At 72.4% G+C, this 10,934-nt stretch carries 10 protein-coding genes; 5 read left to right on the plus strand and 5 right to left on the minus strand.

The genetic code is table 11. The features are described 5' to 3' along the window. The first annotated feature begins 165 nt into the window (after positions 1 to 165). The 4 genes from FED44_RS05100 (at position 166) to FED44_RS05115 (ending at position 5,910) form a co-directional block, all read left to right on the plus strand. Positions 166 to 2,619 carry a glycoside hydrolase family 3 N-terminal domain-containing protein gene (locus tag FED44_RS05100; protein WP_111701149.1) on the plus strand — a complete coding sequence of 818 codons (2,454 nt, stop codon included), beginning with the start codon at positions 166 to 168 and terminating at the stop codon, positions 2,617 to 2,619. Next, complete coding sequence (locus FED44_RS05105) at positions 2,603 to 3,679, plus strand: LacI family DNA-binding transcriptional regulator (protein WP_111701148.1); 1,077 nt, start codon at positions 2,603 to 2,605, stop codon at positions 3,677 to 3,679. Before FED44_RS05100 ends, FED44_RS05105 begins: the two co-directional genes overlap by 17 nt. A 150-nt stretch (positions 3,680 to 3,829) precedes the next feature. Then, complete coding sequence (locus FED44_RS05110) at positions 3,830 to 4,807, plus strand: AraC family transcriptional regulator (protein WP_138459867.1); 978 nt, start codon at positions 3,830 to 3,832, stop codon at positions 4,805 to 4,807. A gap of 122 nt (positions 4,808 to 4,929) precedes the next feature. After that, the gene (locus FED44_RS05115; protein ID WP_111701155.1) at positions 4,930 to 5,910 is read left to right on the plus strand and encodes an AraC family transcriptional regulator; all 981 of its coding nucleotides are present in this window, start codon (positions 4,930 to 4,932) and stop codon (positions 5,908 to 5,910) included. Positions 5,911 to 5,929: 19 nt separating this feature from the next. Here FED44_RS05115 and FED44_RS05120 read toward each other — a convergent pair whose 3' ends face one another. Both FED44_RS05120 and FED44_RS05125 read right to left on the minus strand, forming a co-directional pair. Beyond that, positions 5,930 to 6,355, minus strand: a complete 426-nt coding sequence (locus tag FED44_RS05120; protein WP_208758823.1) for an ATP-binding protein — start codon at positions 6,353 to 6,355, stop codon at positions 5,930 to 5,932. 250 nt (positions 6,356 to 6,605) lie between these two features. Beyond that, complete coding sequence (locus FED44_RS05125; RefSeq protein WP_208758824.1) at positions 6,606 to 7,094, minus strand: ATP-binding protein; 489 nt, start codon at positions 7,092 to 7,094, stop codon at positions 6,606 to 6,608. A gap of 325 nt (positions 7,095 to 7,419) precedes the next feature. Here FED44_RS05125 and FED44_RS05130 point away from each other — a divergent pair, with 325 nt between their 5' ends. Then, positions 7,420 to 8,058, plus strand: coding sequence for a response regulator (locus FED44_RS05130; RefSeq protein WP_111701144.1), 639 nt, complete (start codon positions 7,420 to 7,422; stop codon positions 8,056 to 8,058). A gap of 30 nt (positions 8,059 to 8,088) precedes the next feature. Here FED44_RS05130 and FED44_RS05135 read toward each other — a convergent pair whose 3' ends face one another. The 3 genes from FED44_RS05135 to FED44_RS05145 form a co-directional block, all read right to left on the minus strand. Further along, entirely contained in the window at positions 8,089 to 9,870 is a 1,782-nt protein-coding gene (locus FED44_RS05135; RefSeq protein WP_138459868.1) for a sensor histidine kinase, read from the minus strand. Positions 9,871 to 9,947: 77 nt separating this feature from the next. Then, the gene (locus FED44_RS05140; protein ID WP_138459869.1) at positions 9,948 to 10,544 is read right to left on the minus strand and encodes a hypothetical protein; all 597 of its coding nucleotides are present in this window, start codon (positions 10,542 to 10,544) and stop codon (positions 9,948 to 9,950) included. A gap of 262 nt (positions 10,545 to 10,806) precedes the next feature. Further along, positions 10,807 to 10,929 (minus strand): RICIN domain-containing protein, encoded by a 123-nt coding sequence (locus FED44_RS05145; protein WP_279633848.1) that lies wholly within the window; start codon positions 10,927 to 10,929, stop codon positions 10,807 to 10,809. Positions 10,930 to 10,934: the final 5 nt, after the last annotated feature.

Here is a 10,934-nt window from a genome sequence, read left to right on the forward strand (position 1 = left end):
CCAGCGTGTCAAGGCTCCTCTCACACGCTCGGCACAGCCGGGTTAGCCGTGTGTAGAGTACTTTCGCATGGGCGTCTAGCTGGTGATCTCGTGAAACACCTGTGTTTCAGGCGAATCCGCCACCGGACCTCGAAATGTTTCGAAACTCTTTCTTGAGGAGAGCAGATGACGGCGCTCGATCGGACCCCCGCGACGGACCGGATCCTCCGGCCGTGGCAGGACCCCGCGCTTCCCGTGGCCGACCGGGTGGAGGCCCTCCTCGAGGAGATGACCCTGGAGGAGAAGATCGGCCAGCTCGGCAGCCGGTGGATCGGCAACGACATGCAGGACGAGCAGATCGCCGAGTCGCAGGACGACACCGGCACGCACAACGTGGCGCCCATGCAGGACGTGTTCGCCGCCGCGGGGACGGTGCCGTTCGAGGAGTCGGTGCGCCACGGGCTCGGGCATCTGACCCGGGTGTTCGGCAGCACCCCGGTGAGCGCGGCGGAGGGCGCCGCGGAGGTGGTGCGGCTGCAGCACGAGGTGGTGAAGCACTCCCGGCTGGGCATTCCGGCGCTGGTGCACGAGGAGTGCCTGACCGGTTTCACCACCTACGGCGCGACGGTCTACCCGACGGCCATCGCCTGGGGCGCGACCTTCGACCCCGGCCTGGTGGAGCGGATGGCCGCGGCCATCGGGCGGGACATGCGCGCCGTGGGCGTCCACCAGGGCCTTTCGCCCGTGCTCGACGTGGTGCGCGACTACCGCTGGGGCCGGGTCGAGGAGACCCTGGGCGAGGACCCGTACCTCGTCGCGATGCTCGGCTCGGCGTACGTGCGCGGCCTGGAGAAGGCGGGGGTCATCGCCACGCTCAAGCACTTCGCCGGATACTCCGCGTCCCGGGCGGCCCGCAACCACGGCCCGGTGCCGATGGGCCGGCGCGAGCTGATGGACATGATCCTGCCGACGTTCGAGACCGCGATCGCGGAGGGCGGCGCGCGCTCGGTCATGAACTCCTACTGCGACCTGGACGGCGTTCCCTCCGTCGCCGACCCGTGGCTGCTGACCGAGGTGCTGCGCGAGGAGTGGGGGTTCACCGGGACCGTCGTCTCCGACTACTGGTCGGTCGCGTTCCTGGCCACGATGCACCAGGTCGCGGCGGACGCGGAGGACGCCGGCGTGCAGGCGCTGACCGCCGGGATCGACGTCGAGCTGCCGGACACGCTCGGCTTCGGCCAGCACCTGGCCGACCGGGTGCGACGGGGCGAACTGCCCGAGGCCCTCATCGACCGGGCCGCGCGCCGGCTGCTCACCCAGAAGATCGAGCTCGGCCTGCTCGACCCCGACTGGACGCCGGAGCAGTCGGTGGCCGGGGCGGAGTCGGTGGACCTGGACTCGGCGCACAACCGGGAGCTGGCCAGGGAGCTGGCCGAGCGGTCCGTCGTCCTGCTCGACGCGGGCGAGGCGCTGCCGCTGCTCGGCGAGGGCCGCCCCGAGCTGAGGCGGGTGGCGGTCGTCGGCCCCTGCGCCGACGACCCGCGCACGTTCATGGGCTGCTACTCCTTCCCGAACCACGTGCTGCCCCGCTACCCCGGGCTCGGGCTCGGCATCGAGGCGCGCGGCCTGCTCGACGCGCTGCGGGCCGAGCTGCCGGACGCCGAGATCGTCCACGAGCGGGGCTGCGACTGGCGGGACGCGGACCGCTCCGGCTTCGCGGACGCGCTGCGGGCGGCCCGCGAGTCCGACCTGTGCGTGGCCGTCGTCGGCGACCTCGCCGGGCTGTTCGGGCAGGGCACCTCGGGCGAGGGCTGCGACGCCGACGACCTGCGGCTGCCCGGCGTGCAGGAGGACCTGCTGACCGAGCTCGCCGCCACCGGCACGCCGGTCGTCGTGGTGGTCGTCTCGGGCCGGCCGTACGCGCTGGGGGACGTGCGCGACAAGGCCGCCGCGCTCGTCCAGGCGTTCATGCCCGGGCAGGAGGGCGGGGCGGCGGTCGCGGGCGTCCTGTCCGGCCGGGTGCAGCCCTGTGGGAAGCTGCCGGTGCAGATCCCCCGCAGCCACGGCGGCCAGCCCGGCACCTACCTCCAGCCGCCGCTCGGCGCCGAGGATCACGGCATCAGCAACCTCGACCCGAGCCCGCTGTTCCCGTTCGGCTACGGCGCCTCCTACACCACCTTCGAGGTCGGCGACCTGGAGATCAGCGAGACCGAGGTGCCCACGGACGGCGAGTTCACCGTGTCGGTGCGCGTGCGCAACACCGGCCCGCGGGCGGGCGAGGAGGTCGTCCAGCTCTACCTGCACGACGTGCTCGCCCAGGTCACCCGTCCGGTGCTGCAGCTCACCGGGTTCGCCAGGGTCCGGCTGGAGCCCGGCGAGAGCGCGCGGGCGACCTTCACCGTCCACACCGACCGGACCGCCTTCACCGGACGTGACCTGCGGCGGGTGGTCGAGCCCGGGGACGTCGACGTCCTCGTCGGCACGTCGGCGTCGGACCTGCCCTGCCGGGGCCGCGTACGGCTGACCGGCCCGCTCCGCCACGTCGGCAGTGACCGCCGGTTGGTCACCCCCGTGGAAGTGAGCCCGGCGCCGGGGTCCGGCGCCACGCGACAGGGAGGATCAGATGGCGGCCGGTCGTAGACGGGCCACGCTGGCGACGGTCGCGGCCTCGGCGGGGGTGTCGGTCGCGACCGTGTCGAAGGTGCTGAACGGCCGCAGCGACGTCGCCCCGGCGACGCGTGCCCTGGTGCTGTCGCTGCTCGCGCAGCACGACTACGTCGCGCCGCCGCAGCGCCGGGGCGAGCCGGCCGCGTCCGACACGGTCGAGGTGGAGTTCGACGACGACCTCAACCCGTACTCGACCGAGATCGTCCAGGGCGCGGTGGAGGCCGGGGCCGAGCTCGACGCGTCGATCGTGGTGAGCATCCGGCGCTCCGCCGACCGCACCGGGGGCTGGGCGCGCGGGCTGGTCGCGGCCGGGCGGCGGGCGCTGGTCGCCGTCACCGGTGAGCTGACCGGGGGGCAGCTCGGCGCCCTGTCCCGGGCGCGGCTGCCCCTCGTGGTGATCGATCCGCTGAACCTGCCGAGGACCCGGGTGACCAGCGTCGGCTCCACGAACTTCGCCGGTGGCCTGGCCGCCACCCAGCACCTGCTCGGGCTGGGCCACCGGCGCGTCGCCCACCTCGGCGGCCCGGCCACCGCGGCCTGCACCCAGGCCAGGCTGCACGGCTACCGGGCCGCGATGGAGGCGGCGGGCGTCTCCGTGCCTCCCGGGTACGTGCGGACGGCGCACTTCCACTACCAGGACGGGGTCGAGGGCGGCGCGGCGCTGTTCGATCTCCCCGAACCACCCACGGCGATCTTCGCCGGGTGTGACGAGATCGCGCTCGGGGTGCTGGAGGCCGCCAGGGCGCGCGGGCTGCGGGTGCCGGAGGACCTCAGCATCGTGGGGTTCGACGACACCCAGATCGCCCGGATGGCCTCGCCGCCCCTCACGACCGTACGCCAGCCGCTCCGGGAGATGGGCGCCGTCGCGGTGCGTACGGCGCTCCGCCTGGCGGCGGGGGAGCGGATCGAGTCGCACCACGTCGAGCTCGCCACCGAACTGGTGGTGCGCGGCTCGACCGCCCCCGTCACGACCGGGGACCCCACGACCGGTGCTTCGGCGGCCACCCGGGTGGACGCGGCCGCCCGCGGCTGAACCGGACGGCCGCGGGGTGCCGGGGGTACGGCAGGCGCTCCGGGACGGAGCGTACGCGCCTCACCAGGACGAACGTAGGCTGAGACAGAAGGCCCACCCGGGGGGATTGGGTCGCCCCTCGGGCCACGTGACCGCTGGGGGGAGGCGGACATGTCCGATCAGCGGATGCCGCTCGCCGCGCACTGGCGGCTGCACACGCACGACGCCGACGAGGCCCGGGTGCGGATCGGGGAGGTCGTCGGCGCGCACGAGCTGCGACCCATAAGGGCCGGCGCCCGGCTCGACGTCCGGTTGCAAGGAGTCCAGTTCGGCGATTTCGGACTGTACGTCCTCGGCTACGGAGCGGAGGTTTCGATCACGCCGCCCGTCGCGGACGACTCCCTCTTCGTCGAGATCCCGTGTGCCGGAACGGCCGAGGTGTGCCACGGCCGGGAGACGATCCGATCCACGCCCGAGCTCGCCGCCGTGCTGTCGGCTCACCCCAGGTCCATGCGGTGGGGGGCCGGGAACACGCAGTGCATCGTGCACTTCGACCGGCCGGCGCTCGAAGCTCACCTCGGCAGGCTGATCGGGCGGCGGCCGGATCGGCCGCTCACGTTCTCTTCGGGGATGGACCTGACGCGGCCGCCGGCCCGTTCCTGGTGGTCGGTGGCCGAGCTCCTCCGCGACGAGGCCGAGACCGGTGGCGGCATGCTGGAGCAGCCGCTCGTCGTCAGGCAGTTCGAGGGGCTGCTGATGACGCAGCTTCTGATGGCGCAGCCGAGCAACTACATCGACGAGTTGTGCGGTGGGCAGCGGAGGGTCGCGCCGCCGACCGTGAAGCGGGCCGTGAGTCTGATCGAGGAGCACGCGGGCGAGCCGCTCACGGTGGAGGACATCGCCGAGGCCGTGGGGGTGAGCGCGCGGGCGTTGCAGGAGGGGTTCCGGCGTCATCTGGACAAGACGCCGATGGGTTACCTGCGTGAGGTGCGCCTCGACCGGGTGCGGGCCGAGTTGGCGGTCACCGACCGGGTGGCTGCGACCGTCACCGACGTCGCGTACCGGTGGGGGTTCGCCCATCTCGGCCGGTTCTCGTCGGTGTACCGGCAGCGGTTCGGAGAGTCCCCCTCCGAGACCCTCCGGCGCTGACCCGGCCCGGGCGGGGTAGGGGGGTACACGCTCTGACCAGGACGAACGTAGGGTGAAATGGACCGTCGGGGGACGCGCACATGCACGCGTTTCAGGTCGCGCGACCGCTGGGGGAGGCGGAGATGTCCGATCGGCCGCTACCGTTCGCGGCGCATCAACGGGTGTGCACCCGGGACGTCGACGAGGCCGAGGCCAGAGTCGGGGAGGCCCTCGGTCGCTACGCGGTGCGTCCCGTGGAGTCCGGCGCTCACATCGACGCCTGCATGACCGGGATCGAGTTCGGCGAGGTGGGTCTGTACTGCCTCCACTACGGCACGGAGGTGTTGATCACCCCCCAGATGCTCGACACTCATCTCCTCGTCGAGGTGCCGCTCATCGGCACCGCCGCGATGTCCCACGGGCCCGAGCGGATCGTGTCGACGCCAGGGCTCGCCTGCGTGCTGTCGCTCACCCGGCCCATGTCCGTGCGATGGTCGGCCGGCCACTGCGGGCTGTTCACCCGGTTCGACCGCAGGGCACTCGAAGACCAGCTCGGCAGGCTGATCGGGCGGCGGCCGGACCGTCCGCTCACCTTCTCCCTGGGGATGGACCTGACGCGGCCGCCGGCCCGTTCCTGGCGGTCGGTGGTCGAACTCCTCCGCAGAGAGGCCGAGACCGGTGGCGGCATGCTGGAGCAGCCGCTCGTCGCCAGGCAGCTGGAGGGGCTGCTGATGACGCAGCTTCTGATGGCGCAGCCGAGCAACTACATCGACGAATTGCGCAACGGGCATCGGAGGGTGGCGCCGCCGACCGTGAAACGGGCCGTACGGCTGATCGAGGATCACGCGGCCGAGCCGCTCACGGTGGAGGACATCGCCGAGGCCGTGGGGGTGAGCGCGCGGGCGTTGCAGGAGGGGTTCCGGCGTCACCTGGAGAAGACGCCGATGGGTTACCTGCGTGAGGTGCGCCTCGACCGGGTGCGGGCCGAGCTGGCGGTCACCGATCCGGTCGCCGCGACCGTCACCGACGTCGCCTACCGGTGGGGGTTCGCCCATCTCGGCCGGTTCTCGCTGGCCTACCGGCAGCGGTTCGGAGAGTCCCCCTCCGAGACCCTCCGGCGCTGACCCTGTCGCCCTCATCGGATCAGCAGGCGGGCAGTTCCGCCCAGTAGGTGGCGGAGTCGGGCCCGACGTCGGCGCCGTGACGGAGCGCCAGCGCCTCGATGAGGTCGCTGCCGCGTCCGCGCTCGTCCGAAGCGGGCGCGCTGCCCGGCCACACGGGAGCCGCTCCCGAGTCGCCGACCTCGACGCGTACGACGCCTCCGTGCAGGAACAGCCGCAGCTCGGCCGGTGGCAGGGCGTGCAGCACCGCGTTCGTGACCAGCTCCGAGATGACGAGTACGGCCTCGTCCGCGGTGGCCTCGGACAGGCCCCACTCCGCCAGCACGTCGCGGGCCCGGCGGCGCACCACGCCGACCGCCTGGAAGGAGTGGGACACCGGATATGTGTAGACAGCCGTGGCCGCTGCGGCCCCGGCGACGTCGGCACGTTCCATAACCTGTACGTTCATCGTCTCGTGCTCCCTGATCACCAGTGGGCTGGACCCGTTCGGAGAGCCCTGCCGTGACCCCTCCCGGTAAGGAGGCGTCCAGCTGGTAAGAGCGTCCATATCCCCACGTTATGTGGGTGGGTCAACGTGTGCTATCCCAAAGACGAGGCATGACGTCCACATTACGAACCCCCCGTCCCCCACCAAGCCGCCCCAAGGCCGATCTTGCGCGATCGTGCCTTGAGGCCCGTCTCGGCCGGTTCTCCCTGGCCTATCGCCGGCGATTCGGGGAGTCTCCCTCGCGGACCCCGCAGCACTGAAGCCGGCTCGTGGGCCGCACCGAGGGCCGTGCCCGCAGCTCAACCCAGTGGGTGACGGACTTCGGCCGGACGTCGGCGCCGTACCCGACCGCGAGCGCTTTGATGACGACGCCGCCGCGTCCGCCCGCGGGCGCGCCGCCGGACCACACGGGTGCCGTCCCCGAGTCCGCGACCTCGATCCGTACGACGTCCTCCAGCAGGAGGAGCCGCAACTCGGCCGGGGGAAGAGCGTGGAGCACGGCGTTCGTGACCAGCTCGGAGACCACGAGCAGGGCCTCGTCCACGGTGTTCTCCGGCAGTCCCCATGCCCTGAGCGGGCCGTGCGCGCGGTGCCGTACGGCGGCGACCGCCTGCGGCGTGTGGGGCACCGGACAGGTGTACACAGCCGTGGGCGCTGCGGCCCCGGCGGTGTAGGCACGGTTCATGAGCTGTGCGTTCATCGTGTCGTCGTGCTCCTCGGCCGGCGGCCGGCGGGACTCTTCACGGAGCGGACCCGCGGCCGGAGGTTCTGTGCGTCGTCACTGGTCGGTCGGAGTGCGCGGGGAAGCTTCCCCCCGCCCACCTCCGCGGCCGCCCCGCCGGGACGCCCCTGACGGGCGGTCATCGGGCTGGTGGAATCGGCCACGTCTGAACGTTATGTGCGTTGGGCGGAGCGGGCTATCCCGAAGACGAGGCTTGGTATCCCCAGTACGAACCGCCGCTTTTCGCCTCACTGACCGGGCCCGTCCTCGGCCGATCGGGCTCTGAGGGCTTAGCGTATGAGTCATGATTCGCGTGTTCCTGGTGGACGACCACGAGGTGGTACGGCGCGGCGTGGCGGCGCTTCTGGAGGCCGAGGACGACATCGAGGTCATCGGCGAGGCGGGGACGGCGGAGTCGGCCGTGGCCCGCATTCCGGCCCTGCGGCCCGACGTCGCGGTGCTGGACGTGCGCCTGCCTGACGGCAACGGCGTGGACGTCTGCCGGGAGGTGCGCTCGAAGGTGCCCGGCCTGGCCTGCCTGATGCTGACCTCCTTCGCCGACGACGAGGCGCTGTTCAACGCGGTGATGGCCGGTGCGGCCGGTTACGTGCTCAAACAGATCCACGGCTCCGATCTGGTCGGCGCGGTGCGGACGGTGGCCGCCGGGCAGTCGCTGCTCGACCCGCAGACCACGGCCGCGATGCTGCACCGGCTGCGTGACCAGGCCACCAGGAAGGACCCGCTGGCCGCCCTGTCGGACCAGGAGCGCCAGATCCTGGAACTGATCGGCGAGGGCCTGACCAACCGGCAGATCGGCGAGCGGATGTTCCTGGCCGAGAAGACGGTCAAGAACTACGTGTCGAACCTGCTCGGCAAGCTCGACATGCAGCGCCGCACCCAGGCCGCCGCCCTGGCCGCCCGCCTCAAGGCCGAACACGACTAGACCGGCTCGACCACCGCCGCCCGGCGCCGGTCATCCGCTCAGGGGAATGGTCCATTCCAGGCGGGTGCCGCCGCCGGGCGGCGCGGTGAGGGCGGAGGACCCGCCGAGCCGTTCGGCGCGGTCGGCGAGGTTGCGCAGGCCGCTGCGGCGGCCCTCGGCGGAGACGCCCACGCCGTTGTCCTCCACGACGAGCGTCAGCCGCTCGCCGGTGGCGTCGAGGGTGACGTCGGCACGCGAGGCCCTGGCGTGGCGGACGATGTTCGACAGGGCCTCGCGCAGCACGGCGAGCAGGTGTTCGGCCGCCTGCGCAGGCACCCGGCTGTCGAGATGGCCCTCCAGGCTCAGGCCCGGCATGAAGCCCAGGTGCCCCCGGGCGCTCTCGACCAGGTCCACCACCTGGGCCCGCAGGCTGGGAGAGCTGTCCTCGCGCGGCGTCTGCAGGGCGAAGATGGTCGAGCGGATCTGCCGGATGGTGGTGTCCAGTTCGTCGATCGCGGTCTGGAGGCGGGAGGAGGCCTCGGGGCGTTCGACCAGCCGCACCGTGCTCATCAGGGTCATCGCGACGGCGAACAGCCGCTGGATGACCACGTCGTGCAGGTCCTTGGCGATGCGGTCGCGGTCTTCGAGCAGGCCGAGCCGCTCGGCGTCCCTGCGGGTGTCGGCGAGCTCCAGCGCGACGGCCGCCTGTCCGGCGAAGGCGTGCAGCATGCGCAGCTCCGACCGGCTGAAGGGCATCCGCCCGGCGCGCTTCACCAGGGCGAGCACGCCGCGGACCGCGCCGGGCGCGCCGAGCGGCACCGCCGCCACCGGCCCCACGGGAGCGTCGATCTCCCAGGCGAGCGTCTCCTCGTCAGCGCCGTCGTCGTCGAGCATCAGCGGCTCGCCGCTGAGGAAGGCCCGCCCGGCCAGCGAGCCCGTGATCGGCACCCGCCCGTCGTACGCGGAGCCGGCCGGGCCGGCCTGGTCTCCCCGCTCCTTCTCGTCGGCGGGGTCGCGGGGATCGCCGTCGGGGTCGGCCGGGTCCGCGGAACCGGTGCGCTCCAGGGCCAGGTGCAGGGCGTCGCTGCCGGCGCGGGGCAGCAGGATCGCGACGCCGTCGGCGGCGCTCATCTGGTGGGCCCGGTGAGCGATGAGGGTGAGCACCTCCTGCGGCTCGGCGCCGGAGAGCAGACGGGTAGTGATCTCGGCGGACGCCTGCAGCCAGGTCTCCCGGCGGCGGCTCTCCTCGTACAGGCGGGCGTTCTCGATGGCCACTCCGGCGGCGGTGGCCAGGGCGACCACGATCGCCTCGTCGTCCTCGTCGAACTGCCCGCCGCCGCGCTTCTCGGTCAGGTAGAGGTTGCCGAACACCTCGTCGCGGACCCGGATCGGCACCCCGAGGAAGCCGCCCATCGGCGGATGGCCGGGTGGGAAGCCGTACGACTCGGGGTGCTGGGAGATGTCGGCCAGGCGCAGCGTCCGCGGTTGCTTGATCAACAGGCCGAGCAGGCCGAGACCGTGCGGCCAGTGCTCGATCCGGGCGATCTCCTCCTCGCTCAGCCCGACGGGGACGAACTGCACCAGGGTGTTGTCCTCGCCGATCACGCCCATCGCGCCGTAGGTGGCGTCCACCAGAGTGGCGGCGGTGGCCACGATGCGGCGCAGCACGATCTCCAGGTCGAGGTCGCTGCCGATCGAGACAACCGCCTCCAGCAGCGCGTGGACGCGGTCGCGAGTGGCCAGCACCGCTTCGAGGCGTGACTGCAACTCGGCCAGCAGGTCGTCCAGTCGCATGCTCGGGATCAGCGACCGGGACAGCTCGTGGTCGGTCATAGGGGGCAGTCTCGCATCGCGGACAGGCCGATGCCCACTCCCAGGGGGCGGGGAGTGGGCATCGGAGCCGGAGAGTCTCACCGGAGGATCGGGAAGCGGCGCACGAGCGGGGTGGCGGCCCACCGTCCGCCGAGGCCGAACGTCTCGCCGGCCCGGGTCAGCGCCAGGCCCGCGAGGACGATGGCGTAGACGATGTGCTCGTCCATGAAGGGGTTGGTGGTCAGCGGGAGTTCGGCGGCCCACATCATCAGCAGGAGGAGCCCGCCGGTGGTGGCGGCGACGCGCATGCCCACGCCGAGGACGAGGGCGGCGCCGATGCCGGCGAGGCCGGTCATGAACAGCCAGTCGACCCAGGCCTGGCCGGCGAGGGCGCCGAACAGGCCGCCGAAGGTCCTGTCGGCGGTGCCCTTCAGGAAGCCGGTGGTCGGGCTTCCGCCGTTGATCCACGCCTTGGCAGCGGGGGTGGCGAAGCCCCAGCCGAACAGCTTGTCCAGGAAGGCCCACAGGAACACCCAGCCGATCGCGATCCGGGCGGCGGCCCACACGTACCTGGCCGGGTCAGTGCCGGTCGTCGTGCCGGTCGTCGTGCCGGTCGTCGTGCCGGTCGTCTGGGGAGCGGGGGGAGCGGCGGGAAGGAGGGGGGCCTTCTGGTGCCGCGCTTCGGTGATGGCCATGACCGGCCCCTTTCAACTGCGGTGGTCGTGTTCTTTACGTTCCAAGAACACCGCATCACCGCATCGGCGGCGCAGAGCCGTACGGCACTCTCCGATCACTCCGAAGTCCCGTGGTCGCGGGACCTTCGGCCCTCCCGGAACATGCGCAGGGCCGCGCGGGATCGGGGGGTGACCATCCACCCCGGTCCCGCGCGGCCCCGCAGCGCACTCTCGATGTGCGTCTACCCAAGGGGTCCGACGTCATGCACGAGGGCGTTCTTCGTTATCTGCTCCAGGTCCACTTCTGGTTGGTGCCGCCGTGGCAGCTGTAGAGCTGGAGCTTGGTGCCGTTGGCGGTGGCGGCTCCGGAGGCGTCGATGCACAGGCCGGACTGGACGCCGGTGATGCTGC

The organism is Microbispora triticiradicis (assembly GCF_005864065.1).
Classification (GTDB): Bacteria; Actinomycetota; Actinomycetes; order Streptosporangiales; family Streptosporangiaceae; genus Microbispora; species Microbispora triticiradicis.

Excerpts from the sequence above, each read along its gene's own strand:
- FED44_RS05115 (WP_111701155.1), top strand. The coding sequence starts at position 4,930 with ATGTCCGATCGGCCGCTACCGTTCGCGGCGCATCAACGGGTGTGCACC.
- FED44_RS05105 (WP_111701148.1), top strand. The coding sequence starts at position 2,603 with ATGGCGGCCGGTCGTAGACGGGCCACGCTGGCGACGGTCGCGGCCTCG.
- FED44_RS05130 (WP_111701144.1), top strand. The coding sequence starts at position 7,420 with ATGATTCGCGTGTTCCTGGTGGACGACCACGAGGTGGTACGGCGCGGC.
- FED44_RS05125 (WP_208758824.1), bottom strand. The coding sequence starts at position 7,094 with ATGAACGCACAGCTCATGAACCGTGCCTACACCGCCGGGGCCGCAGCG.
- FED44_RS05110 (WP_138459867.1), top strand. The coding sequence starts at position 3,830 with ATGTCCGATCAGCGGATGCCGCTCGCCGCGCACTGGCGGCTGCACACG.
- FED44_RS05135 (WP_138459868.1), bottom strand. The coding sequence starts at position 9,870 with ATGACCGACCACGAGCTGTCCCGGTCGCTGATCCCGAGCATGCGACTG.
- FED44_RS05120 (WP_208758823.1), bottom strand. The coding sequence starts at position 6,355 with ATGAACGTACAGGTTATGGAACGTGCCGACGTCGCCGGGGCCGCAGCG.
- FED44_RS05140 (WP_138459869.1), bottom strand. The coding sequence starts at position 10,544 with ATGGCCATCACCGAAGCGCGGCACCAGAAGGCCCCCCTCCTTCCCGCC.
- FED44_RS05100 (WP_111701149.1), top strand. The coding sequence starts at position 166 with ATGACGGCGCTCGATCGGACCCCCGCGACGGACCGGATCCTCCGGCCG.